Origin of the sequence: Secundilactobacillus hailunensis, assembly GCF_005405185.1 — a bacterium.
Taxonomy (GTDB): domain Bacteria; phylum Bacillota; class Bacilli; order Lactobacillales; family Lactobacillaceae; genus Secundilactobacillus; species Secundilactobacillus hailunensis.
This window is the reverse complement of the sequence record NZ_BJDO01000014.1, coordinates 1-24,299: the sequence shown is the minus strand read 5'-3', so window position 1 is coordinate 24,299 and position 24,299 is coordinate 1. Positions and strand designations below refer to the sequence as shown.

The following is a 24,299-nucleotide window of genomic DNA, read 5'->3' as shown; positions in this document are numbered from 1 at the left end:
CTTTAATTTTCGAACGATACATAGCCAGCTTCGTTTACTTGAAATCGCTAAACTTAGGAAAATAAGGCTTGACGAATTAGAAAACGAGGCATATATTAAAACCACATTAACAAATGATGAGAAAAATAAATGCGATGAGAAGGAGAGTAACTCCTGGTAAGCTTCAAGTGAGCCCCGTAAAGTGCGAAGGGGTGGTGCAGCCAGCGGTGAAAGTAACCTTTGAGCAATGAATGCGATTTTTGAGTGTTCATGGTGTATCCGCCTTACTGGATCAGCGTATCGTCCCCGGGGACCGTACGTGAGAGGTGACCATCTGTGAAGGTGGCACAAATTAAGGTGGTACAGCGCACAAACGCCCTTGATCAAGTGATGAACTTGGTCAGGGGCGCTTTTTTTCTCGTCAAATAAAATAATTGGAGTGTGATTTTAATGAAATTTGCAATGATCGGTGCAGGTGCAATGGGGTTACGTTACGGAATTTTACTACAAGAGGCGGGCAACGACGTCACGTTTATTGATACTTGGCAGCCCAACATTGATAAGATTCACGCGCAGGGCGGTGCCTACGTTTCCCGTGACCATCAAGACCGCCATTTGATTCCTATCAAATTGGAAACACCAGAAACGTACCATGGTGATCCGGATATGCTGATCTTCTTCACCAAGCAAATGCAGTTGGCCGGTTTTCTGAAGCGCTGCGAGCATTTCTTTAACGATAAGCAGTATGTCTTCACCTGCATGAACGGCATGGGACACATTGAAAAATTACAGCAGTACTTTGCAGATGATAAGATTATTGCCGGAACAGCGTTGATTGCCACCGTTTTGAACGGCCCCGGCGACGTTGATTTTATGGGTAAACGCGGTGCCGGTAAAATGAACATGGCTAATTTAACGGAAAAACCGGATGAAATGACTCACCGATTATTCGACGAACTAGAAAAGGCGCAAATGCACCCGACGTTGACCACGAACTTCAAGGGCACTTTGATGACCAAGGTTATTTTCAATTCGGTTATCAACACGCTTTGCACCATGTTTGAAATTCCAATGGGTGAACTTGGCAACTTCGATAAAGCCTATGATCTGGGCCGTCAGCTGATCGACGAAGCTTACGATATTTGCGAACGAGCCGGTATCACACTAGTTTCCAGCCGGGATGAAGAAATGCACGCGCTGGACATTAATACCAGAATTGATATGCCGCTGCATTACCCATCCATGTACCAAGACATGATCCATGACCGCCCAACCGAAGTTGATTACATCAACGGCTATATTGCTAAACTCGGCCGTGAACACAATTACGAAGCGAAGACTCATATTTTCCTGACTAACCTGGTTCATTTAGCTGAATATCACCGGGCAAATGAACGGAAGGCCCGGGATGCTGCTAAAGCGGAAAAAGCAACAGCTAAGACGGCTCAAAGCGCATAGAGTCCCAGTGAATGAATTGTATAAACGGCAGTCATTTGCTTCACAGTTTCAACCAAAACGGCTTCTTGATCAAAGGTACCGGAAATTTCGATATAAAATGAGTAGATACCGATCTTGCGCCGGGTTGGCATAGACATAATGGTGACCAGGTTTAAATGCGTTTTCGCAAAATAGGATAAAATCTGGTAAAGTACACCCACTTCTTCGGTGGGCGGTGTCACAAAGACCACATACTTAAATTTCGCAGGTTGTTCAACAGCCGGTTGTGTTGGTAATTTCAGCACGGCCGGCTGTTTTTTGAAGACGATGAATCGCGTATTGTTGTCGGTTTGATCAGCCACGTTGTCCAGCTTAAAGGAGAAGTCCTGCACGGCTAATTGGGATTGCGGCATGATGGCAGCGTCGCCAGTTTCACCAGCACGTAATTTTGCCACCGAAACCATGTTGCTGGAAGTGGTGATGATCTGGGCATTGGGTAATTGTGAGAGCAGTTTCTGGCACTGACCCTCAGTTTTGAATTGCACGTAGATTCGTTTGATCTCAACTAGACTGCTGACTTTACCAGCTAAGCCAAAATTAACCGGTACAGTGACTTCACCAATTTCATCAATGTCTGCGACCTGCAAGCGCTGCAGGGTGGCTAGAACGAATCCGTCTAGTTGGTTTTCCAGCGGTAATAGGCCGATACCATCGGGCGTGACCGCGTGATAGACCTGATCAAAAGTCGCATGGTAGTCGATTTCAACGTTCTTAATGGGATGTAACGACAGGTATTTCTTAGCTGCGGCATCCGCAAAGGTGCCAGCAGGGCCAAGCACGGAAAATTTCATAAGTAGAGCCTCCGGAGTCTTTTCTTATGATTATAGCGTAAATTGAATCTGAATCGAATTACAGTTGTGCACAATCTAATTGCAACTTGGCGCAATCCGTGGCAAAATGAGTTTATGTAAAAAGGGGGATTTGATATGACAACACTTAAAATGAGCGAAACGGTACAAGAACGGCTTCAGAAACACCTGACCGATCCAAATGACCGTTTAATTCTAGACTTTGATGACGGTGTCGGAGCCTATTCTGAAGTTGGCGTTTGCTCACTGGATGTTAGCTTTCGGTTCTTAGTCGTGGATCAGCAGAAAATTGATACTGTTTATGATGAAACTTTGGACAGTGCCTTAGGTGATGTTCACATTAAGGGTTATGCGGATAACTTTATTAATAAAACCCCAGAACTTAATTTGAGTAAATTAGGGCTGATCACTCTTAAGACGGATGAAGGGCTGGTCGATTCCAATGTGGAAATCTTGGATCATCCAGAAATTGTCGCGTCAGCTAATTAAAATCGCTGCTTCATAAAAAACTAGCTTACCAGTTATTTACTGGCAAGCTAGTTTTTTTACTGTTCACATGATTGATTTTAAACGTTTAAGACCTTATCCAAGAAGTCTTGTAAATGCGGGTTTTGCGGGTGATTAAACATCTCATCAGGCGTGCCTTGTTCTTGAATGTTGCCATCATCGACGAAGACCACGCGATCGGCCACTTCTTTAGCGAAGCCCATTTCATGGGTGACCACGATCATGGTCATGCCTTGTTTGGCCAGTTGCTTCATAACCGCCAGCACGTCACCGACCATTTCGGGGTCAAGGGCGGAAGTTGGTTCATCAAACAGCATTACGTTGGGGTTCATCGCTAGCGCCCGGGCAATGGCAACCCGTTGCTGTTGCCCACCGGATAGGGATTGGACGGTGGCATTGAACTTGGAATCCAGCCCAACCATGTTTAGCAGGTCGTGAGCCTGTTTGGCGGCTTCGGTCTTCGTTCTTTTCTTCAGTTCAACGGGGGCTAACATCACGTTTTCACTGACGGATAAATTACTAAAGAGGTTAAAGTGTTGGAACACCATGCCGATATTTTCCCGAACCTTGTTGATGTCGGTTTTTGGATCGGCAATGTCCATATCATCGATTACGATGGAGCCACTGGTGGGTGCTTCCAGCCGGTTTAAGTTTCTAAGAAAGGTACTTTTACCAGAACCGGATGGGCCAATGACCACGACCACTTCGTTATCATGGACTTCCATATTGATACCCTTGAGAACTTTGTTATCGCCAAAGTTTTTAACTAAATTGCTAACTCTTACTTTAATTTTTGTGTTCATAGGCGAATTCTCCTTTCAACCCAATTTGATAGCCATGTCAACAGGGTAATGACGATGAGGTAAATAATCGCGATGATCGTCCAAACCTTGAAGCCTTCCAAATTCCGGGCAATGATGATCTTCCCGGTTTGGGTCAGTTCAATGATGCCGATGATTGAAAGAATTGAGGTATCTTTCAACGTAATAATGAATTGGTTAATAAATGACGGAATCATGATTCGGATACCCTGTGGTAAAATAACGCGCCGCATGGCCTTGCCAAACGGTAACCCAAGGCTGCGGGCAGCTTCCATCTGGCCATCATCCACGGCGTTTATCCCGCCTTTAACGAAGGCAGCGATGTAGGCACCTTCGTTAAACATCAGCGTAATGGTACCAGCAACAAACGCAGGAATCTTGGAACCGGTCAGGCTGGGAATCCCAGTATAAATAAAGAGGGCTAAAACCAGTAATGGTAAACCACGGAATATGTAAATCAAAGTGGTGGATAACCCGTTAAAGAACTTATTAGGTACGACACCTAACAACCCAACGATGACACCAAACAGGGTGGCAAAGAAGATGGCGACCACGGTGAGCCAAACGGTTTGCTCAAACCCACTTAATAACGCACCTTTGTTTTGTTTGAGTAATCCTAAGAACGTCCGGTCAGAAGTGGTATCGGAACTGCCCTTAGCACCAAGGTAGTGGCGAGTGATTCGAGCATATTCACCATTGGACTTCAAATCGGCGAGGCCGTTGTTGAACATCCGTAGCAGCTTTTGGTTGTGGCCCTTTTTAACAGCGAAGCCATAGGGACCGTTTAAGGTTGGCTTGGTGTAGATCTTTAACTTAGTGCCTTGCCGTACCGCGTATCTCATAACCGGTGAATCTTCAAAGCAGGCGGCTGAGTTGCCGGTCAGGACATCTTGATACATATCATTCGATTCATCGAAAGTGACGATTTTAAAACCGTACTCCTTATGAATACTTTGGGCATATTGTGCACCGGAAGTTCCAGTCTTAACAGCGACTCGCTTACCGCGTAATTGGCTGAGTTTGGTAATTTTGCCGTTAGGTTTCGCTGCCATGACAACACCGGACATAAAGTAGGGTTTAGAAAAATCAAAGGTGGCTTCACGCTCTTTGGTGATCGACATACCCGCGATGACCCCATCCATTTGACCGGATTGGACACTTTGAATGGCTGAGTTAAAACTAGTCGGTTTAATGTTGACCTTAAAGCCTTGATCCTTAGCAATGGCGTGCAGAAGATCAATATCAATACCAACGTATTTATTATGGCTATTGGCAAATTCGAATGGTGGAAAAGTAGAATCAGTTGCAACTTGATAAGTAGTAGTTGCTTTTGCGGGGGTAGCACCTAAGCCAAAGGTGACAAACATGGCAATTAGGACGGCCAAACCGCTCACAACCGAGACAAAGTGACGTTTCATAGAATTCCTCCTTAAATTCATGTTAAAAAAGCTAACATATGATTATGAGAATATAATAACAGTCATTTAACGAAATGTATAGCCAATTTTTTAAATTAAATTATTTATTTTTGAGAAATAATTCATTAAATTGAGGCTCAATATTTGAAATAAACCATTATAATAGGCTTTAAACCAATATTAAATAATTTGAAATGAATTTAATATTATTCGGTACATATATAAATATGCAACGTTTACAGTTCAACAATACTTCTTAAGATGTATTTAAAACAGATATTTTTTAATCTTTTCAGCAGTTATCTAATTAATATTTAATTTTATCGCTAATTTATTATTATTTTAAATAAGGTTTTCTAACATCACGTATTAGTACGGTTATATCAACTAAGTAGAAAAAGAATTTCCACCTGAATTTGCAACCATATATTAATTGTGCTTTAATTATATTTTAATAGGACCTTTAATTAGTCCGAGCTTTATTCAGCAACGTACTATACATATATTTAATGAGGGGGAATTGAGTTTTGAAGTTTGAGGAATCCAAAGTATTGCAACATTTACCCAAACAGTTTTTTGCTAATTTAGTTGCCAAAGTGAACGCTAAGGCAGCAACTGGGGCTGACGTGATCAATCTGGGACAAGGTAATCCCGATCAGCCAACGCCTGATTTTATTGTGAAGGCCATGCAAAAGGCGACTGCTGATCCAGCTGACCATAAGTATTCGCTGTTTCGTGGGATGCCACGGTTAAAGCAGGCTGCCGCAGACTTTTACAAACGCGAATACGGGGTTGACCTGGACCCTGAAAAAGAAGTGGCCATTCTTGGCGGTTCTAAGATTGGGCTAGTTGAATTACCATTTGCATTGCTGAACCCTGGTGACACGATGTTGCTGCCCGATCCCGGTTATCCGGATTATTTATCAGGAGTGGCTTTGGCACAGGTTAAGCTGGAATTAATGTCACTGTCAGCCGACAATCATTATTTACCGGATTATCAGCAATTAGATTCAAAAGTGGTGGAACAGGCTAAATTAATGTACCTGAATTATCCCCACAACCCAACCGGTGCTGTGGCGACGCCGGAGTTCTATCAAGACACGGTTAAGTTCGCTAAAGCACATCATATTGGTGTGGTGCAGGACTTTGCCTACGGTGCGATTGGTTTTGATGGCAAGCGGCCAGTGAGCTTCTTACAGACGCCGGGTGCCAAAGATGTTGGAATCGAAACCTATACTTTATCTAAGTCATACAACATGGCTGGCTGGCGGATCGGTTTTGCTGTGGGTAATGCTGACATGATCGAAGCCATTAATTTGATTCAGGATCACTTGTTTGTTTCGGTATTTCCAGCCATTCAAGACGCTGCGATCGCCGCATTGAACAGTGATCAATCCACCGTTAAGACGTTGGTTGCCCGTTATCAAAAGCGACACGATGACTTTTATGCTGCTGCGCGTAAAATCGGCTGGGAACCCTACCCATCAGGTGGGACGTTCTATGCATGGATGCCGGTGCCAAAGGGGTATACCAGTGAAGAATTTGCTGATTTATTGCTAGATAAGTGCGCGGTAGCGGTTGCACCGGGGACTGGCTTTGGCAAGAGCGGTGAAGGCTTCGTGAGAATTGGGTTGCTGATTGATGAACCACGATTTACGGAAGCTTGCGAACGGATAGGGAAGTTGGGGTTGTTTAAGAAGTAGAGTGCAGAACTCGGCGCTTATGCCCCAGAATGTAAGACGAAAAAACGAGAATTCAGCGTTTCTTGCTGGGTTCTCGTTTTTTTGACTTACATGGCCGGGGCATGCCGAGTGGCGCGCGTTTAGGCTAGGTAAAATAAAGGTGCTAACGTACCCTATTACGCCGACACAATTTGGCTAGATCACAAAAAAATACGATGCCCCCAGCCATCAAATCAGCCAGAGCAACATCGTATTTTAAATCGTAATGATTAAATTGCTATATTATAGTAGTCTTTTACCAAATTTTACCGATCGACATGGAGCAGTACAGCACCTAGACCCTTGTCAAACGTGGCTTTCCAGTCGCCCTTAGTAAGTGATTCTGGTAGGAGGAAGGTACCGCTTGAAACGCGCTGGCCAGCCTTTAGCGGCATACCTTGTGAATCGAGCTTCTTGACGAGCCATTGAAGTGAATTCAGTGGGTTGCCGAGAACTTCTGTCGCTTGGCCATCTTTGAGCTTCTTGCCATCATGGAAGAGTTCGCAGGTGACTTTAGCGAGGTCGTCTGGTGTCTCGAAGAGTTTGTTAGCATCGACTTCTTCACCGTAGACGACGTAGCCACCAACGGCTGCATCGGCCATGACCATGTACTTAGAAAGACTTGGGAACCAGTCGCTAAACCGTGAATCGGGAACTTCAACGGCTGGGGCAACCTTGGTTTTGTTGAAGAGGTCTTCTAGTGAATCGCTAGCGGAAAGGTCTTCTTTAGCGGTAAACAGCATTTCAACTTCAGCCAGGGGATCCATGACGTCCGTGGCAGCCACGTTGTGCGGTGATTTGACGAAATGGCTCTTAACTTGAGCACCGTACAGCGGACTGTCGGAATCGAACATGTCCTGGGTTTGCTTACTGGTCAGTGAAACCTTGTAGCCACCAACGGCTTCGTTCTTATCTTCGGTGAGCTGACGTTGAACGCGGTAAGCAGCGTCTTCACTATCGGCGTAACCTTTGTAGTCTGATTCTTTCAATGGTTTGCGAGTCGTGTATGCGGTAAATAGATCCTTTGCTAACTTAGCTTCTTTTTCTGATAATTCCTGTTTGCTTAATAATTGTTCACTCATGGGCGAGGCCTCCAAAATTATGTTTGTTATGTTATAAATTATGTTGCTATGTGCTGAAACAATATGTGGTAATGCTATATGCTGACACGATATGTTGTGAAACTATGTGGGTAATTCATGAATCATATGTTGGTTCAATATGTGTTGAGAAATCAAATGTTACTTATGTGTGACCCGCCCGAGTTCGGTGGGTTCAATGAGAAATTGCACTCCATTCACGCTGAAAGAAACAGTAATATGTGTCATCTTAATCTGAATGTCGCTATCATCTGAGCTTGTAATGCCAACTTCCAATTGTCCTCACCACCTTTAATTTTGATTTTTTAAATTCAGGAAACGAAAAAGCGTCCTTAACTGCAAACTGCTTGCAATTAAGGACGCTTTCACGTGGTACCACCTTAGTTTATAATTTCATTACTGAAATTACCTCTCACGTACAGTATAAATGCGATACGCTTGGCACGATAATGGGTGCACCCAATGTGTTCTAATACGGTCTAGCCGATTCGACACACAGCTCGGAGATGATCATCGCGTCCGTTCGTCATTGCCTTGCACCAGCCGGCAACTCTCTATATCCGAAACGGAGTTGATGTTTCTCGTCAACGCCTTTCATCTGAATTTAATGATTGCCACTAATCTACACCCTGATTTACGGGTTGTCAATACAAAAATGTGAAAAAGATTAAAACTAATTACTAGAACACACGGGACTCTAATGCTTTGCGATAAACATAAAAATTTTCAGTTTTCTAACCAGCCAAACCATGGATAACCACATATTGAACAGTATGGTATACTTTGTACACAATCAGAATATAACTATTAATAGACGAACTAACAATTAAAGCGGGGGTAAAACTGTGAAATTTTCAAAATTTCTTTTTGGAACAACCATTGGCTTAGCAGCTGGCCTGCTCGCCCTTTATTACAAAGGTGATAAACGGGTACAGGCACCAGCTAAGAAGCCTAATACTAAGGTTTTCGACGATTTTTCTGCCGTTGACTTAAGCGAATTTACCGATCATTTGACGCTGGCTGCTGCGGACAAGACCGCGCTGGTACTGGATCAAAATGATGACGAGTATGTGAGCGCTGGTAGTTTAACAACGCCAGTCTTTACACTGCCACCATTTAAAAACCTGGTGGCTTCTTGGAACGCTTTAACCCCAGATGGGACAGCGGTTCAAGTCGAAGCCCGGATTAATCAGGCTGGCCGCTGGTCTGGCTGGCACAGCTGGGGCCGCTGGTCGACTAAGCATTTGAGTGGCAGTGTCAAAAATGATCAGGCAGATTCACTGGCTGGCATTGACACGGATACGTTAACGGTCAAAGCGGGTGTGGGCACCAAAGCACAGTTACGGGTTCACCTATATACCGAAAATGCCCAGCAGACACCGGTTCTAAAATTGTTGGCAGCCAGTGTTAAGCCGGTTCACCAAGATCTAATGGTGGATTCGCACGCTGTCACGGTTGATAAAGTTATCGCGACACCAGCGTACTCGCAGGAAATTCGCGACCCCAAACTGGCACCGGGCATCTGCAGTCCAACTACCGTTTCCATGGCGATCAATCGCCAAAACGCCGATATTTTGCCAGAAGAATTAGCCTTGCATAATCTCGACACGACCTATGATGGTTTTGGTAACTGGTCATTTAGTACCGCAGCTGCCGGCAGTATGGGCTATCGCGCTTACGTTGCTTATACGGATCTGGATGGCTTGCGTCGGCAGATCCTGGCCGGTTATCCGGTGGGGGTCAGCGTGCACTATACGAATGATCCTAACAACGGCAAGCTGCCTTACGTTGAAAATGCCACTGGTGATACGGTTGGCCATCTCTTATTAGTAACCGGTTTTACCACGTTGAACGGGGTTGATTACGTGGCGGTCAACGATTCCTACGCGGACAGTAACGAAGATGCTAAGCGATTATACCGGCTGGAACAATTCAGTGAAGCCTGGCATTCCCGAGTTGCGTATATCATCGATGATAACTATCAGGGATACAAACAGCTGATGCAGCCTAGCCGGGAATCAGCCGATTTAGTGGCAAATGATGATCAAACCGCCTTTACCTTACAAAAAGACGGAGAAACAATTTCAATCACCGCAGAGATGCTGAATCAAACTGAGCCATTTGACGAGAATGCCACGACCATCGCCTATACACTAAATGACGGCGGTCAGTTCGATACCACGGCTCAGCAGCACTTCGATTATGCGACGGTGGATGATGAGGGTCGGATCAAATTAGATCTAGCCACAATCAAACAGGCCCATCCCAAGGCAACCACACTGACCGTCTACGTTGTCAGAATGGTGGACTCGACCTTGGTTGGTACCATTTCTTTGGCCAATAAAAATGCCTGAATTTAAACCTGCACTGAGTGATAATTACACCGCTGCTAACCGGCCTAGTGATGTTAGCATTCATTACATTGTGATTCACGCGACTGAACTTAGCTATGCGGATACGATTGCGCGTTTTCAAAGTCCGCATCACGTTAGCGCCCATATGGTGGTTCGGGGTGCAGATGGTCAGCGAACAGCCATGGTGACACCGGATAACGTTGCCTGGCACGCTGGTAATTGGGACATGAATTGCCGCTCGCTGGGAATTGAACAGGAAGCTTATGTTGCTGATGCAGCGAGCTTTACCGCGCCAATGCTGGCGGCGTTGGCTGATCAAATATTAACGTGGTCGGTGCAGTATCACATTCCGTTAGACCGGGCACACTTACTCGGTCATGATAATGTGGCAGCCCCCAGTCGAGAAGCAGCCAAACAAATGCACCGCGATCCCGGCTGGCAGTTTGACTGGGCCCAACTATTTCGGCTACTAGGAGTTTCTTCTGAACCGTCAGCACCGGTAAAAGTTGGTCAAGCGCTTAAGATAACTAGTCAATACGTGGACTTGGTCCAGCAACCGGATGTGACTGGTGAGGTCATTGGTCAAAAGACCGATCCACTGTCATACCGTGCTAGTTATGGACAGGAGTTTGTCTGCGTGGCTAAACAGGGTGAGTGGATTGCCATTGATTTCGGTGGACAGCAGGCTTGGTTCAATCAGCGAGATGCGACTGGTGTGATACGGTCAATCTATACGGTTGATCAAACATCAATACCGCTCTACGGTTCTACCCAGCCCAATGCGGCGACCATCGCGGAATTGCAGATCGGTGAACAGTACGTGATTTCAGATACGCTAAAAGGGTTGCAAACTAGTGATACTGATGGGTATCTAAGCGCTAAGGCAACCAGTGAGCTGTATGCGCAGATCTGGTACAATCACCGAATTGGCTATATCAAAGCCGCTCAAAAATAATTTAAATGCTTGCAAATACAGGTTTGATGCTGGTTTCAGCCTTGAAAGATTAAAATAATATTACAAAAACATTTGACTTTTATGGCAAAGATAACTAAATTAGAAATCGTTCAAGCAAGTTAATCCCCAATTAAATAACAAACGTGATGACAAGAAACATCGTAACCGTGATCAAACCAGAGAGTCTTCGGCAGGTGGAATGGAGACATGAGTGAGGCTATGACTATCATCTTCGAGCGGACTGGGCCAAGTTAAAACTGAGTTCAGGCTGGGAGGCGCCCATTAAAGCGCCAGTCTATCGCAATTCTTGCCGTAGACTGTAAGGTTCAGTGTGTGAATGCTGGACGATGATAGGTGGCACCGCGGAAACGCCCTATAGAGATTATTTCTCTGTAGGGCGTTTTTTGTTGTTTGATTGATTGAGATTAACGAATTAAATGATTGAGGTGATAGGATGCAGCAAGGAAGTCGAATCGTCACTCTAGACAATGGGTTTCACTTGTTTACCCGCACGGTCGGCACTGGCAAGGTTAACCTATTGTGCGTGCACGGTGGTCCGGGCGGTACGCATGAGGAGTTCGAAAATTTCGCTGAACACTTGAAAGCACACCATGTGCGAGTTTCAATGTATGACCAGCTGGGGTCGTTTTATTCGGATCAACCCGATTTTAACCAGCCGGAGAATCGGAAATACTTGACGATTGATTACTATTTGTCGGAATTAGAGGAGGTTCGAAAAAAGCTCGGCTTGGATCAATTTTACTTATTGGGGCATTCGTGGGGTGGCTTATTAGCACAGGAATACGCGCTGCATTACCCACAGCACCTTAAGGGATTGGTGATCATGTCCATGATCGATAATCTCGAGGAGTATACCGCTAATGTGAATCAGGAGCGGGAAGCAACTTTGACCTCCCGAGAAGTTCGTTACATGCGAGAAGTTGAAGCGGACCACCGTTTCGATGACCCGAAGTATCAGGAACTGGTGAACGTTTTGAATCGGCATTTCGTCATGCGGCATCCGGAGAACGGGTTCCAGCATAACGTGGCAACCATGGCCACACCGGTATATAACTATTTTCAAGGCGACAATGAGTTCGTGATGGTCGGACAACTCACCAAATGGGATCGGCGGGCAGACACACATCAGATCAAAACGCCCACGTTACTGACATTTGGCGATCACGATACCATGCCGCTGGATACGGCAGAACGGATGCATCGGGAAATGCAGAATTCCCGGCTGGTGTATACACCAGATGGCGGGCATTGCCACAGTACCGATAATCCCAAGGCTTTCTTCCACACGCTAGGTGAATTCCTAGATGATGTGGAAACACATAAATTTAAAACAGTTGAAACAGTAGGGAGACATACATATGCGAAAAAATAGGGTTTTATTAGGCGGCTTAGCGTTAACGCTATCAGTGGTTTTAACCGCTTGTGCCAGTGCTAATGGTAAGAGCAGTGACAGCAGTTCCAGCAGCAGTACGGATAAAATTTCGTTGATGCAGGATACGGATCTTTTATCACTAGATAATTCCAATTACGCGGACCTCACCATGTGGAACGTGTTGGAAAACAGTATGGAAGGACTGTATCGGCAAGATAGCAGTAATAAAGTGGCACCGGGGATGGCCGAATCAGTGGTCAAGCCGACTAACAACGGTAAGACGTACACCTTCCACCTGCGACCAAATGCTAAGTGGAGTAACGGTGATGCAGTAACTGCGACCGATTTCGTTAAATCCTGGCAACGCTCTGTATCAGCTAAATCGAAGTCTGGGTATAATTACATTTTCTCTGGTATCAAGAACGCGGATCAAATCAGTAATGGTAAGATGGCGCCGACTCAATTAGGTGCAAAAGCGGTAAATGCACATACATTACAGGTAAACTTGGAACACCCAATGCCGTACTTTAGCAAGATGATGATCCTGCCAGCCTTCTTCCCGCAGGATACTAAGGTCGTTCAAAAGTATGGCAGCAAGTATGGCACTAATTCTAACCGGGTCGTTTCTGACGGGCCATTCAAAGTCACTGGCTGGACTGGGACGAACGACAATTGGAAGCTGTTACGCAATCCTCACTACTATGATCAAAAAGCAGTCCATCTAAAGGAAATCGATATGCAAGTGGTTAAGGATGCCAACACTGCGCATAATTTATTTGCTAAAGGGCAACTGGATGATGCTACTATCAGTGGGGTTACAGCCCAAGGACTGCAGAAGAATAAGGATCTGCGTCACGTTCAAAAGGCTGGGACGTACTATGTTCGTTTGAATAACAAAGCTGGTAAACCATTTAATAACCAGAAGTTGCGGCAAGCCGTTTCCTTGGCTGTTGACCGGAATCATTTGACCAAGGATGTTTTAGCGGATGGTTCAAAGCCGGCTTATACCTACGTTGCCCAAGGATTGGCAACTGATCCAACGACTGGTAAGGACTTTGCTACTGAAATGACACCAACGGAAACCCACAACGTTGCTAAAGCCAAACAGCTTTGGAGTCAAGGCTTGAAGGAAGCTAACTTGAAGGGCACAGTCAACCTGACTTTGGTCGGCGATGATGATACTGTCACTAAGAACGTTGCCCAATACCTCCAAGGCACTTTGCAGCAGAACCTAGGTAACGTTAAGGTCAATATGCAAAACTTGCCAACCAAGACGGTTTCGAATAAAGAAGCTGGCGGGCAGTTCGACTTTGATCAAACCTTATGGCTGGCGGACTTTGGGGATCCAGAGAACTTCTTCTCGATCTTAACGAAGGACAATCCGCAAAACTATGCCCACTATGAAGATCCGCAGTTTAATGCAGCCATGAAAGATGCTACAACATCTAACGCTGCGAATACCGGTGCTTACTGGAAAGACATGAGAACCGCCCAATCACGGTTAAATGCTACCATGCCAGTAGTACCGCTGTACTCAATGGTTGAATCTCATTTAGTTAACCCGAAGCTGAAGGGAATCGAATATCACCCAGTTGGTGAAAACGATTATACGCGCGCTTACTTAGAAAAATAGGGTTAACTGCTAGCAGCGCTGAAATGGTCTATGATGATCATTTCAACGCTGTTTTTTGTTATAGAAGTCATTTTAAGCAATTTGGGCTTGAAAAATGCTATGCGAAAAATATACATTACTTTTTTAAACATATATAGTATTAAAGCCGGTAATATAGTAATCAAACGGTCTTAAACGATTCTTATAAATATAAATGCTAAATAGAGTAGAAATTTCATATTTTCCCCATGATTTGTTAACTTTACTCCGGTAAACTAAGACTATCTAAAAAGGAACCACTGTATATTGAATGTATATGATATACAGCGATTCCAAGAAATGAGGGAAGTCCTATGGCATCAGAAGCTCACAAAATCAACGGTGTTTCACTTACTGCCATGGTTGTCACGACAGCGATTGGCTCCGGTATTTTTGCGTTGAGCAGTGATCTGGCTGCCGCTGCATCGCCTGGGGCTGCCATTATCTCCTGGATAATTGTTGGGTTCGGGATCTTAATGTTAGCTGCCTGTTTAAATAATCTATTGACTAAACGCTCTGATTTAGAAGGTATTTTTGCGTATGGCAAAGCAGGGTTTGGTCCCTTTGTCGGTTTCATCAGCGGCTGGGGCTATTGGATGTCGGCTTGGCTAGGCAACGTGGCGTTTGCCACCGTCTTTATGAGTACGTTGGGGTACTTTTTTCCCGCGTTCCAGCGTGGCAATAGTCCGCAGTCGATTTTAGTGGCCAGCCTAATTGCCTGGTCGCTGACACTACTCGTTAACCACGGTATGGAATCGGCTGCGTTAATGAATACGGTGATCACAGTCTGTAAACTGATTCCGATATTTACCTTTATTATCGTAGCAATGGTGCTGTTTAACGGGCACATCTTTACCGCTCAATTTTGGGGTAATATTTCGGGTCCCGTGACGTTTGGCGCCATTGCACCGCAAATTCGCCGGAGTTTAATGATCATGATGTGGGTCTTCGTTGGGATCGAAGGCGCCACAGTGCTGTCATCGAGAGCGAAGTCGCGTCGGATCGCCGGTCGTTCAACTTTGATCGGTGTCAGTTGTTTGTTGTTGATTTACGTACTGGCTTCAATTCTGCCGTACGGGTATCTCTCCCGTGCCGAATTAGTACAGATGAAGCAGCCTGCCATGGTCTATATTTTCGAAGAAATGGTGGGTCAATGGGGCGGCAGCTTTATCAGTATCGGTCTTCTGGTTTCCATTTTAGGTGCTTGGCTGTCTTGGACCATGCTACCAGCTGAAACGTTGGGGATGATGGCTGAACAAGGATTGCTACCGAAGCGGTTTGCGAAGAAGAATAAGCACGGTGCGCCAACGTTAGCCTTAATGACCACGGCTGGTATGGTGCAAGGGTTTATGATTATCCTGATCTTTGCTGAAAAAGCCTATGAATTTGCTTATAGCTTATGTACCGCGTCAATCGTAGTATGCTATATGATCGTCGCGGCGTATCAAATTAAATACTCGTGGCAGAACCGAGATACCAAGGGTAATTGGTTACAGGTCGGTATCGGGGTGGCAGCGTTAGCCTTCCAATTGGTCGGCATCACACTGTCTGGTCTGCAGTACGTCTTTATCTGTCTGATCGTTTATGTACCAGGGATAATACTGTACGCAATGACTTTGAAAAATAACACGGGACGCTACTTAAACCGGGCAGAGTGGTCGGCAACAATCCTCATTGTTAGTGGCGCGGCGATCACCATAACGTTGATGGTGATGGGCAGAATCACGTTATGAGCCTGCTTAACTGATAATGGTGAACTACTTGTCACTAAAGTAACAAGCTTTTAGGAACACCGCTGACTTCCACAGCATTCTACGAATGTCATGCAGCGGTTACGGCTATTTACTAAGGCACGTTCCATGCCAGATAGTCTTTTAGACTCCAAGTTACGCAGTCGCTTGTAGAATATTAACTGCGGCATTAATGTCCCTATCGTGATTGACACCACAATTAGGACAGGCCCACTGTCTAATATCTAAAGTATGCTTACCATCATCATAGCCACAGCTTGAACATATTTGGGAAGTCTTTCTGGGATTAACAGTGACTAACTGTTTTCCATACCAAACACATTTATATTCCAGCATTCGACGCAATTCCCGCCAGCTTTGGTTAGCAATCGCTCTGGCAAGTTTGTGATTTTTAAGGAGATTTTTGGTTTTCAAATCTTCAATATAGATCACATCATATTGGGCTACCAAAGTTTTTGTTAACGTATTTAAGTAATTGTTACGTTGGTTGGCTATTTTTTCCGCATACTTAGCGACCATTCTTTTAGCTTTTTGATAGTTTTTAAAGTCAGATAGCTCTCTAGGTTCAATTACTTTGTTGTGCTTATCCCAAGCAATTTCTTGCTGGGCTTGCAATCTTCTCCGAGCTAAACGTTTCTCCCAGTAATGTTTCTTTTTACTGAGTCGTTTATCAAAGCGAATCGTTGGGTACTTCACGCCATCGGAGGTGATCATTAAATCAGCAACCCCTAGATCAATACCGACTGGATTACTGGTCTTAGCTAAAGGCTTGATATCAGTGTCGACTAGAATAATGGCATAGAACTTACCCGTAGCCGAAAGGCGAATAGTCACATTCTTGATTTTACCAACTGGTTTTCTACCTGATTTAAATTTTAGCTTTCCCAATTTGGGTAACTGGATGTGGTGATCATCAACTAGTTTAATATTGTGATTGACCGACTTGGTCTGATAGCTCTGCTTCGGGTACTTACGAGATTTGAACTTAGGGAAACCTTTATGCAGTCTAAAGAACTGCTTATAGGCTTCTACTAAGTCATGATTGGTTGACTGCAAGCTAGTGCTTTCAGCGTCTTTTAACCATTCGTATTCAGTCTTTAAAGCTGGTAGTAAATTATTTAAGGCAAACGCATTTAAGAATTTAGCTTCTGGGTTATTTTGATATCTTTCAACCATCATAGTTAGCATTTGATTCCAAACAAAACGGTTATACCCAAAGTTGAGTTTGATTTTGAGTTGTTGGTCTCGATTAGGATATAGCCGTAATCTGATCCCTTTTAAAGTCATATAACTTCACCTCTTTTCCATTTTTAGTATATCATAATGGTATACTAAAAATGAATATAAGCGGCTATATATCAACGGAATTAGGTAAACGTATGATTAAGTACGAACATACAAATGTGTCTGATTTTAACTTTCAACTGGTTTGGACTACCAAGTAGTGAAAAAAGATATTTACGACTGAAAAACAAGTTGATGCTATGAAAGCTATCGTGAAAAAGATTGCTGAAAGAAACTCGGTTGAAATATCTCGCATGGAGGTAATGCCTGACCAGGTTCAGATGGTGATCAGCTTTCCACCTAAGTCAGCGCCATCTTCAATCGTTAAAGTTTTTAAAGGTGGTTCATGGTTTATTCAGTTTCCACAAAACAAAAATCACTCCGGGGCAGACATTTATGGTCTCCTGGCTTTTTTATGAGTACCTTTGGTAATCCTTCAAAAGAAACAATAGTTCAATACGTTGACTCACAATTAGACCAATACAACGGTGGACGTCCAAGACGTTGATTCATCTCGGCATTAAAATACCGAGTTTTCTCAACTGACGCCACTTATAAATTGATTATAAAATTAAACAAATAATATATTTATTTGAAATAAAATGTTTGGCTAGCCTAAATAAGTGCTTGTGTTCCCGTTGATACATGGTATAGTTATCCTAGAGGAACGGAGTCAAGTCCTGTAGAGACTAGGAGGATATTATGTATGCTTACAGAAGATGATTTTGATGCAGAAGAAATGAGCTATAGTCGGTTGCTGTTGGCCGTCGATGATGACGATGATGAGTCGTCACGCAAGGCGTTCAACTACGCTTGCACGTTAGCACGAACATTTGATTTACCACTGGGGATCGTATCCGTTATGGAGACTGGCGATATGAACATTTATCAGTCACTTTCTCCGGATATTATTAAGTCACGTCGCGATGACATCTCTCATGATTTAAACACCTACGTCAGCAAGGCGAAGGCCTTTGGTGTAAAGGAAGTGACACCGCTGATCGGTGAAGGTAAGCCTGAACGGGTTATTTTGGAAGAAATTATTCCAGACTTCAAACCAGATCTAATTTTGCTAGGGTCGCACAGACGCCGCGGCAATCTGAGAATTGGCCATGTGGCCAGCACGATTATGAGAGAATCAAAGGTATCGACGATTATTGTGAAGTAGAGAGTGTGAAACAACTCGGGTTGACTCCAAAGTGTAACGTAGCAAAGTGAGGTTCCTGAACTTGGGAACCTTACTTTGCTACGTTACGCGGCCGGAGTTAGAGTTGCTGAACACGTTTGGACAATGTAAAAGCAAAACAACTCATACGAACAAAAAGAGCCGCAATCCATTATTCAGGATTGCGGTTCTTTACGTTCATTTTAACGGCGTATTTTTAATTCGATCTAACAGTTTCTGGTTATGATTTATCCGGGCAAAGGCCTTAGCGTCATTGATCAAATCAGTGACGGCAGCGGTGTCTTTTCCTTCAGCAATCGCATTTTGCGCTCGGCGGTAACAGATGCGGGCGGCATAGTAAGTGACATGGTTATTGGCACAGATCTCGTAGCCGTATTGCAGAAGTGAATCGCTGGTTTTGTAATCTTGAACGCGAGCGAAATACTCTGCGGTATAAAAGATCATGTTTAATGCTCGCCAGATGGCCTTGTTATCAGTCAAAGGTAAGGTATGCAAGTCATCAAAGACTTTTTGGAAGAAAAACTCACTCTTCTGATTCTCGTTGTTATACCCATAAGCAATACCACTACCGGTATAAGCCAGTTGAGTAAAAATCGTGCTATGGGTATCGTCGAGATCGTTAAGAATTAGGTTAAAGTAGTACAGGGTATCAGCAATGGGCTTTTCCAGCAGTGCTGATAGGTAGCCCTTTACGAAGTAGTACTGCATCTGACCATGAATTGAAAGGTTATCAAAAACAACCTGATTGAGATCGTTATTGGCACTATCGTATTCGCTGGTGATCAATTTGAACTCGGCGTGGTCCAACAGTCGGTTAGCTGCGGATTGAGCCGGTGGGTTCACTGGAAAACATCATCAAGGGTCAAATTTAACCGGGCACAGAGCTGCGTCAAAATACGGATCGCAGGTGCCTTGCCGGAATTTTCAAATTTACTTAGCGTCGCTTGCGTACAGATACCATCACAGAGTTCTGCTTGCGATAGACCCATCGCTTTACGGGCTTTGATAAAGCGTTCAATGTTCATAAGTAATCATCCCGTATCTAGTATTTGAATATATTATACCAGATATTTTATGTTACTGTAATAAGTCAGATGATTAAGACTGTCTATCGGTGTAAGTTATTTTAATGACGTGACCGAGTAAGATAAAGCGTATCTAATTAGTTGGCCTTCAAAGGGGCTTCCAGTGCAGCATACTTGGAATTCCTGTGAAGGCTATTTTTGTCCTTTTGAATATTCAAAATAAAATGCATATTAGCTTTAAAAATGCAGATAATATACACAAATTAGCTATTTTTTGATAAATTCACTAAAAAATATTGCATTTTTTAAATTAGGCGACTATAGTAAGACGCATACGAAAGAACAACTAAAAAATTTGTGAGGTGAAACCAATGGACGTTGCGATAGTAGGCGTTACCGGATACAGTGGCACCGTGTTATACACGCTGCTCGCTGCACACCCGGCAATCGACCAAATTAATTTATATGGACATAAAGATGAAGGGAAAGATGGTGATGTCCGCTATCTCGATGAACTGATTTCTGGTTTTCACGGCGAACACGTTAAGATTCAACCATTTGATCCGCAGCAGATCATGGTGGACAACGAAGCAGTCTTCTTTGCAACTTCCGCTGGTGTCAGCAGTCAGCTAGCCGGTCCATTTATCGATGCTGATTTTCCAGTGATCGATCTTTCCGGTGATTATCGGCTGCCTGATCCGGCTGAGTATGAGCGCTGGTATCATAAGCCAGCAGCTCCAGCCGAATATTTACAAAAAGCGACCTATAGTCTGGCGGATTTTTACCAGCCAGAGACCAACTACATTGCCAACCCAGGCTGTTACGCCACCGCAACCTTGCTGGGGTTAGCCCCCATGGTTCAGGCAGATTTGATCGACCCAGATACGATCGTGGTTGATGCCAAGTCCGGTACATCCGGCGCGGGGAAGAAGCTAACAGCCATCACGCACTTCACTGAAGCCAGTGACAACCTGCAGCTCTACGGGTTAAATACCCATAAGCATATTCCAGAAATCGTCGCTCAGCTTAAGAAGTGGAATCCAGCAGTGAATGCGATTCAATTCAGTACCACGCTGTTACCACTGACTACTGGGTTGATGGCTAGTATTTACGCCAAAGTTAAACCGGGTGTTGATCAGACCAAACTAATGGCCGCTTTCAATCAAGATTACGGCCAGGCTAACTTCGTTCACGTTCTTGATGGCACCACGCCAGATCTAAAGGAAGTCGTTGGCACCAATAACTGCGACATCGGCGTTGTGTACAATCCCGTCACCCAGACCGTGATGGTGATCAGTGTGATCGATAATTTGATGAAGGGGGCGGCCGGACAGGCGGTTCAAAATTTTAATCATCTGTTTAATTTGACCGAAACAACCGGTTTACCAACTCTGCCAGCTTTCGTGTAAGACACCGTTACAGATAAGAAAGAAGAATGCATATGATAAAAACTAATGAAGTGACATTAACCGATTTCCAGTGGCCCATGGGTTATTACAATGATGGGATCGAAATGGGTTTAGGTAAAAGCGACAAATTAGATTTTGGTTACTTGGTTTCCGAAGTACCAGCCAGTGCGGCCGGTACATATACCACTAACAAATTTCAGGCCGCACCAACGAAACTGACCAAGAACACGATCAATCAAGATCACAAGCTGCAAGCGGTAGTCATGAACAGTGCCTGTGCCAATTCATGTACCGGTAAGCAAGGTGAGCAAAACGCCCTGACGGAACAGCAGCTACTGAGCGAGAAGTTGGGCATTGATATTAACTTAGTCGGCGTTGCCTCAACTGGACTAATTGGTGCACAGCTGCCAATGGATAAAGTTACCGCGGGGATTAAACAATTAAGCCCTCACCATGAGGATAACGTGACTAAAGCAGTGCTAACCACTGACAAGCATCCCAAGCAAGCCTGTGTGCAAATTACAATGGGCGGTAAAAAGGTTACAATTACCGGATTTGCTAAAGGTTCTGGGATGATTCACCCGAAGATGGCTACTATGCTGGGGTTTGTGACCACCGATGCGGGGATCGATGGTGACCTATTACAGCAAACGTTAAGTGACAACGTGGATACAACCTTTAACCAGATTACCGTTGATGGTGATACTTCCACTAACGACATGGTGGTGGTCATGGCAAACGGTAAGGCTGGTGCACCGCAGTTAACCAGCACGGATGATGCCGATTATCCAACCTTCAAAAATGGTTTGCATCTGGTCCTTGAAGAACTGGCCAAACAAATCGCAGCCGATGGGGAGGGGGCCACGAAGCTAGTAGAATGCAACGTGGCTGGCGCTTTCAACGATCTGGAAGGCCAAGAAGTTGCTAAAGCCATCGTGGGATCGAACTTAGTTAAAGCTGCCATCTTTGGTCAGGATCCCAACTGGGGCCGGATCATTTCAACGATTGGCATGACGAACGCTCACGTGGATATTGACCATGTGGATATTGAAGTCAACGGGATCCCAATGGTCAAGGATAGTTTAGGATTACCATTTGACGAGAAGCAGGCAAGTGATAGTATGGGGGCAAATAAAGTTACCATTGATGTTGATTTGCACGTTGGTCCGGCCACCGGGCAAGCTTGGGGCTGTGACCTGACTTATAACTACGTCAAAATTAATGCCAGTTACCATACTTAGACTGAACTGAGACCACAAAGGGAGCGCATAAATCGTGAATCTAATCATTGTAAAAATCGGCGGCAACGCCATTTCAAAACTGAACAGCGAGTTTTTCGAGCAGCTGCGGCAATGGCGTCAAGCTGGTAAAAAAGTGTTATTGATTCACGGTGGCGGACCTCAGATCTCGAAATTATCCGCTCAGCTGGCTATTCCCACGCATAAGAAAAATGGCATTCGGATAACGGATGCGCGAACCTTAGCACTGACTAAAATGGTGCTACTGGGCAATACCCAACCGGCATTACTGATGCGGCTGGCAAATGAGGGTCTAGCTGCAATTGGCTTAAACGCGTCAGACCAACAGTTGTTAACGGGAACTTATATTGATCAAGATACTTACGGAGCCGTTGGCAGTATTACTGGTGTGAACGAACTGGCACTCTCTAAGATCTTAAACGGTCAGATTGGGGTCCTAGCACCACTTGCGCTGACCCCCACCGGCGATTGGCTGAACGTTAATGCCGATACGGCGGCAGCGGATATCGCGCGGGTACTAAAAGCCAGCCAGCTTTATTTGCTGACGGATGTCCCGGGAGTTCTGAAGGATGGCAAAGTGATCTCAGCCATGATCCCGCAAGACATTCCCCATTTAATAGAAGAAAAAGTGATTACAGATGGGATGCAGCCGAAGCTTTCGGCCGCTGCTAAAGCGGTTCACGCCGGTGTGCACGCGGTATGTATTACCGATCAATTAACCCATCCAGGAACAACTTTAAAAACGGAGGCTAATGATTAATGAGTATGACACACGTATTTCCAACTTATGACCGGTTTGATTTCGAACCGATCTCTGGTAACGGGGTCATTGTGACCGATGATCACGGCCGGGACTACTTAGATTTCACTTCTGGTATTGGGGTCTGCAACTTTGGCTATCAAAACGTCAAAATTCAAAACGCCGTGAATGTGCAATTAACCAAGATGTGGCACATTTCTAACCTCTATCAGAATCATCTGCAGGAATCCGTCGCTGAACTGTTAGTCGGCGACGAGGATAAATTGGTGTTCTTTGCTAACTCTGGTACTGAAGCTAATGAAGCTGCACTGAAATTAGCCCGTAAAGCTACGGGTAAATCCAAAGTACTCTCATTCAACCACTCCTTTCATGGCCGGACGTATGGTTCGATGTCCATGACCGGTAATGACCACATTAAGGAAGGTTTTGCACCATTCGTTCCCGACATTAGTTTTGTGGATTACAATGATGCAGCCTCGCTGGATGCCATTACGGATGATCTGGCGGCGGTGATCTTGGAAGTGATTCAGGGTGAAGGCGGCGTGATCGTTGGTGATCAAGACTGGTTGCACGCGGTTCAGGATAAATGTAAAGCAACTCATACTCTGTTTATCATTGATGAAGTACAGACGGGCATTGGCCGGACTGGTTACAAATTTGCCTATCAAGGTGTTGGACTGGATCCGGACATTGTCACGTCAGCCAAGGCGCTGGCCAATGGTTTGCCAGTTGGTGCCATGATTGGTAAAGCTAACTTAGGACCAGCCTTTGGTCCTGGTTCTCATGGATCCACTTTTGCTGGGAATCCCCTGACGATGTCGTCTGCACAAGCGGTTTTGACGCAGTTAACACCCGCTTTTCTGGAAGGCGTCCGGGACAAGTCAGCGGCCGTTTGGGATGAATTAGATCACTTTGACGATTTAAAGACGGTTAAGTCCGTCTCTGGCCGTGGCTTGATGATCGGTATTCACCTGGTGGATGACGTTGCGGTTAACGATGTGGTGAAAGCACTGCACCAAAAGGGACTGTTAACACTTTCTGCGATGGGGAATACGTTGCGGCTCCTACCACCATTGATCATGAGCAAGTCGGACCTATTGAGCGGTTTGCATACGATTTATCAAACGTTGGATGAAAAATAGGTTATAAAAAATACGCCTCCCCTGATTAAAAGGGAAGGCGTATTTTTTTGGGTCTTTGTCAAACGGTGTTGATTAACGACTTGATTATATTTAGAGCTTTCTCTTCGGAGGAAGCTCTTTGTTGCTTACGGGATTTGAGTGGTCGAGATCGGAAATATCGGGACTTTGTACCCTTTAAATGGATTTTGGGTACACTAAATAACCCTTTGTTCTAGGGGCATTCGCAATAGGGACTAAGCAGCGATTTGGAAGATTCGGATAAACATGTTTTCTTGGTT

Annotated in this window: 22 protein-coding genes and 1 other annotated feature; of the genes, 15 read left to right on the top strand and 7 right to left on the bottom strand. The window is 44.7% G+C overall.

All coding sequences use genetic code 11. From position 1 onward, the window contains the following. The first annotated feature begins 429 nt into the window (after positions 1 to 429). The gene (locus tag FFM73_RS05425) at positions 430 to 1,437 is read left to right on the top strand and encodes a ketopantoate reductase family protein (protein WP_137630766.1); all 1,008 of its coding nucleotides are present in this window, start codon (positions 430 to 432) and stop codon (positions 1,435 to 1,437) included. On the opposite strand, the gene FFM73_RS05420 is transcribed toward FFM73_RS05425, so the two are convergent. Then, complete coding sequence (locus FFM73_RS05420; RefSeq protein ID WP_137630765.1) at positions 1,425 to 2,267, bottom strand: prephenate dehydratase; 843 nt, start codon at positions 2,265 to 2,267, stop codon at positions 1,425 to 1,427. The genes FFM73_RS05425 and FFM73_RS05420 overlap by 13 nt on opposite strands. A 135-nt stretch (positions 2,268 to 2,402) precedes the next feature. On the opposite strand from FFM73_RS05420, the gene FFM73_RS05415 reads away from it, so the two are divergent. Further along, positions 2,403 to 2,774 (top strand): iron-sulfur cluster biosynthesis family protein, encoded by a 372-nt coding sequence (locus tag FFM73_RS05415; RefSeq protein WP_137630764.1) that lies wholly within the window; start codon positions 2,403 to 2,405, stop codon positions 2,772 to 2,774. Between the two features lie 77 nt (positions 2,775 to 2,851). Here FFM73_RS05415 and FFM73_RS05410 read toward each other — a convergent pair whose 3' ends face one another. Continuing rightward, entirely contained in the window at positions 2,852 to 3,595 is a 744-nt protein-coding gene (locus FFM73_RS05410) for an amino acid ABC transporter ATP-binding protein (RefSeq protein ID WP_137630763.1), read from the bottom strand. Then, positions 3,592 to 5,031 carry an amino acid ABC transporter substrate-binding protein/permease gene (locus FFM73_RS05405; RefSeq protein ID WP_137630762.1) on the bottom strand — a complete coding sequence of 480 codons (1,440 nt, stop codon included), beginning with the start codon at positions 5,029 to 5,031 and terminating at the stop codon, positions 3,592 to 3,594. The genes FFM73_RS05410 and FFM73_RS05405 overlap by 4 nt, the downstream gene beginning before the upstream one ends. A gap of 527 nt (positions 5,032 to 5,558) precedes the next feature. Here FFM73_RS05405 and FFM73_RS05400 point away from each other — a divergent pair. Further along, a complete protein-coding gene (locus tag FFM73_RS05400) occupies positions 5,559 to 6,734 on the top strand; it encodes a pyridoxal phosphate-dependent aminotransferase (RefSeq protein WP_137630761.1) in 1,176 nt (391 codons plus the stop codon). A gap of 284 nt (positions 6,735 to 7,018) precedes the next feature. On the opposite strand, the gene FFM73_RS05395 is transcribed toward FFM73_RS05400, so the two are convergent. Next, the gene (locus FFM73_RS05395) at positions 7,019 to 7,834 is read right to left on the bottom strand and encodes a 2-keto-4-pentenoate hydratase (protein WP_137630760.1); all 816 of its coding nucleotides are present in this window, start codon (positions 7,832 to 7,834) and stop codon (positions 7,019 to 7,021) included. A 370-nt stretch (positions 7,835 to 8,204) separates the two neighbouring features. Continuing rightward, positions 8,205 to 8,449 (bottom strand) — a binding site (T-box leader). 248 nt (positions 8,450 to 8,697) lie between these two features. On the opposite strand from FFM73_RS05395, the gene FFM73_RS05390 reads away from it, so the two are divergent. The 5 genes from FFM73_RS05390 to arcD all read left to right on the top strand — a co-directional run bounded on the left by FFM73_RS05390 (position 8,698) and on the right by arcD (position 15,938). Further along, positions 8,698 to 10,206 carry a C39 family peptidase gene (locus FFM73_RS05390; RefSeq protein ID WP_198418931.1) on the top strand — a complete coding sequence of 503 codons (1,509 nt, stop codon included), beginning with the start codon at positions 8,698 to 8,700 and terminating at the stop codon, positions 10,204 to 10,206. Further along, positions 10,199 to 11,161, top strand: a complete 963-nt coding sequence (locus FFM73_RS05385) for an N-acetylmuramoyl-L-alanine amidase (protein WP_137630759.1) — start codon at positions 10,199 to 10,201, stop codon at positions 11,159 to 11,161. Before FFM73_RS05390 ends, FFM73_RS05385 begins: the two co-directional genes overlap by 8 nt. Positions 11,162 to 11,615: 454 nt before the next feature. Continuing rightward, positions 11,616 to 12,554, top strand: coding sequence for a proline iminopeptidase-family hydrolase (locus FFM73_RS05380; protein ID WP_137630758.1), 939 nt, complete (start codon positions 11,616 to 11,618; stop codon positions 12,552 to 12,554). Then, the gene (locus FFM73_RS05375) at positions 12,541 to 14,187 is read left to right on the top strand and encodes a peptide ABC transporter substrate-binding protein (RefSeq protein WP_137630757.1); all 1,647 of its coding nucleotides are present in this window, start codon (positions 12,541 to 12,543) and stop codon (positions 14,185 to 14,187) included. Before FFM73_RS05380 ends, FFM73_RS05375 begins: the two co-directional genes overlap by 14 nt. 332 nt (positions 14,188 to 14,519) lie before the next feature. After that, positions 14,520 to 15,938, top strand: a complete 1,419-nt coding sequence (gene arcD, locus FFM73_RS05370) for an arginine-ornithine antiporter (protein WP_137630756.1) — start codon at positions 14,520 to 14,522, stop codon at positions 15,936 to 15,938. Positions 15,939 to 16,091: 153 nt separating this feature from the next. Here arcD and FFM73_RS05365 read toward each other — a convergent pair whose 3' ends face one another. Continuing rightward, complete coding sequence (locus tag FFM73_RS05365) at positions 16,092 to 17,243, bottom strand: RNA-guided endonuclease TnpB family protein (protein WP_137630755.1); 1,152 nt, start codon at positions 17,241 to 17,243, stop codon at positions 16,092 to 16,094. A 197-nt stretch (positions 17,244 to 17,440) separates the two neighbouring features. On the opposite strand from FFM73_RS05365, the gene FFM73_RS13075 reads away from it, so the two are divergent. The 3 genes from FFM73_RS13075 (at position 17,441) to FFM73_RS05355 (ending at position 18,408) form a co-directional block, all read left to right on the top strand. Further along, positions 17,441 to 17,659: a transposase gene (locus tag FFM73_RS13075; RefSeq protein ID WP_268920504.1), complete on the top strand. Its 219-nt coding sequence runs from the start codon at positions 17,441 to 17,443 to the stop codon at positions 17,657 to 17,659. Then, positions 17,587 to 17,748 (top strand): transposase, encoded by a 162-nt coding sequence (locus tag FFM73_RS13180; protein WP_373278636.1) that lies wholly within the window; start codon positions 17,587 to 17,589, stop codon positions 17,746 to 17,748. Before FFM73_RS13075 ends, FFM73_RS13180 begins: the two co-directional genes overlap by 73 nt. Before the next feature lie 198 nt (positions 17,749 to 17,946). After that, a complete protein-coding gene (locus FFM73_RS05355; RefSeq protein WP_137630754.1) occupies positions 17,947 to 18,408 on the top strand; it encodes a universal stress protein in 462 nt (153 codons plus the stop codon). A gap of 195 nt (positions 18,409 to 18,603) precedes the next feature. On the opposite strand, the gene FFM73_RS05350 is transcribed toward FFM73_RS05355, so the two are convergent. After that, a complete protein-coding gene (locus FFM73_RS05350) occupies positions 18,604 to 19,269 on the bottom strand; it encodes an XRE family transcriptional regulator (RefSeq protein ID WP_137630753.1) in 666 nt (221 codons plus the stop codon). Further along, the gene (locus FFM73_RS12980; RefSeq protein ID WP_137630752.1) at positions 19,266 to 19,451 is read right to left on the bottom strand and encodes a helix-turn-helix domain-containing protein; all 186 of its coding nucleotides are present in this window, start codon (positions 19,449 to 19,451) and stop codon (positions 19,266 to 19,268) included. Before FFM73_RS12980 ends, FFM73_RS05350 begins: the two co-directional genes overlap by 4 nt. 371 nt (positions 19,452 to 19,822) lie before the next feature. On the opposite strand from FFM73_RS12980, the gene argC reads away from it, so the two are divergent. Genes argC through argD form a run of 4 tightly spaced genes read left to right on the top strand, consistent with a single transcriptional unit; the run spans position 19,823 to position 24,021 of the window. After that, positions 19,823 to 20,860 carry an N-acetyl-gamma-glutamyl-phosphate reductase gene (gene argC / locus FFM73_RS05340; protein WP_137630751.1) on the top strand — a complete coding sequence of 346 codons (1,038 nt, stop codon included), beginning with the start codon at positions 19,823 to 19,825 and terminating at the stop codon, positions 20,858 to 20,860. A gap of 26 nt (positions 20,861 to 20,886) precedes the next feature. After that, positions 20,887 to 22,101 carry a bifunctional glutamate N-acetyltransferase/amino-acid acetyltransferase ArgJ gene (gene argJ / locus FFM73_RS05335; protein WP_137630750.1) on the top strand — a complete coding sequence of 405 codons (1,215 nt, stop codon included), beginning with the start codon at positions 20,887 to 20,889 and terminating at the stop codon, positions 22,099 to 22,101. 31 nt (positions 22,102 to 22,132) lie between these two features. Then, entirely contained in the window at positions 22,133 to 22,879 is a 747-nt protein-coding gene (argB, locus tag FFM73_RS05330) for an acetylglutamate kinase (protein WP_137630749.1), read from the top strand. After that, positions 22,879 to 24,021, top strand: coding sequence for an acetylornithine transaminase (gene argD / locus FFM73_RS05325; RefSeq protein ID WP_137630748.1), 1,143 nt, complete (start codon positions 22,879 to 22,881; stop codon positions 24,019 to 24,021). The genes argB and argD overlap by 1 nt, the downstream gene beginning before the upstream one ends. The last annotated feature ends 278 nt before the right edge of the window (positions 24,022 to 24,299 follow it).

Bases quoted from the DNA above. Each gene is read 5' to 3' on its own strand.
- FFM73_RS05415 (WP_137630764.1), top strand. From the start codon at position 2,403: ATGACAACACTTAAAATGAGCGAAACGGTACAAGAACGGCTTCAGAAA.
- arcD (WP_137630756.1), top strand. From the start codon at position 14,520: ATGGCATCAGAAGCTCACAAAATCAACGGTGTTTCACTTACTGCCATG.
- argJ (WP_137630750.1), top strand. From the start codon at position 20,887: ATGCATATGATAAAAACTAATGAAGTGACATTAACCGATTTCCAGTGG.
- FFM73_RS12980 (WP_137630752.1), bottom strand. From the start codon at position 19,451: ATGAACATTGAACGCTTTATCAAAGCCCGTAAAGCGATGGGTCTATCG.
- FFM73_RS05385 (WP_137630759.1), top strand. From the start codon at position 10,199: ATGCCTGAATTTAAACCTGCACTGAGTGATAATTACACCGCTGCTAAC.
- argD (WP_137630748.1), top strand. From the start codon at position 22,879: ATGAGTATGACACACGTATTTCCAACTTATGACCGGTTTGATTTCGAA.
- FFM73_RS05425 (WP_137630766.1), top strand. From the start codon at position 430: ATGAAATTTGCAATGATCGGTGCAGGTGCAATGGGGTTACGTTACGGA.
- FFM73_RS05380 (WP_137630758.1), top strand. From the start codon at position 11,616: ATGCAGCAAGGAAGTCGAATCGTCACTCTAGACAATGGGTTTCACTTG.
- FFM73_RS05375 (WP_137630757.1), top strand. From the start codon at position 12,541: ATGCGAAAAAATAGGGTTTTATTAGGCGGCTTAGCGTTAACGCTATCA.
- argC (WP_137630751.1), top strand. From the start codon at position 19,823: ATGGACGTTGCGATAGTAGGCGTTACCGGATACAGTGGCACCGTGTTA.
- FFM73_RS05365 (WP_137630755.1), bottom strand. From the start codon at position 17,243: ATGACTTTAAAAGGGATCAGATTACGGCTATATCCTAATCGAGACCAA.
- FFM73_RS05355 (WP_137630754.1), top strand. From the start codon at position 17,947: ATGCTTACAGAAGATGATTTTGATGCAGAAGAAATGAGCTATAGTCGG.
- FFM73_RS05410 (WP_137630763.1), bottom strand. From the start codon at position 3,595: ATGAACACAAAAATTAAAGTAAGAGTTAGCAATTTAGTTAAAAACTTT.
- FFM73_RS05420 (WP_137630765.1), bottom strand. From the start codon at position 2,267: ATGAAATTTTCCGTGCTTGGCCCTGCTGGCACCTTTGCGGATGCCGCA.
- FFM73_RS05405 (WP_137630762.1), bottom strand. From the start codon at position 5,031: ATGAAACGTCACTTTGTCTCGGTTGTGAGCGGTTTGGCCGTCCTAATT.
- FFM73_RS05395 (WP_137630760.1), bottom strand. From the start codon at position 7,834: ATGAGTGAACAATTATTAAGCAAACAGGAATTATCAGAAAAAGAAGCT.
- FFM73_RS13180 (WP_373278636.1), top strand. From the start codon at position 17,587: ATGGTTTATTCAGTTTCCACAAAACAAAAATCACTCCGGGGCAGACAT.
- FFM73_RS13075 (WP_268920504.1), top strand. From the start codon at position 17,441: ATGAAAGCTATCGTGAAAAAGATTGCTGAAAGAAACTCGGTTGAAATA.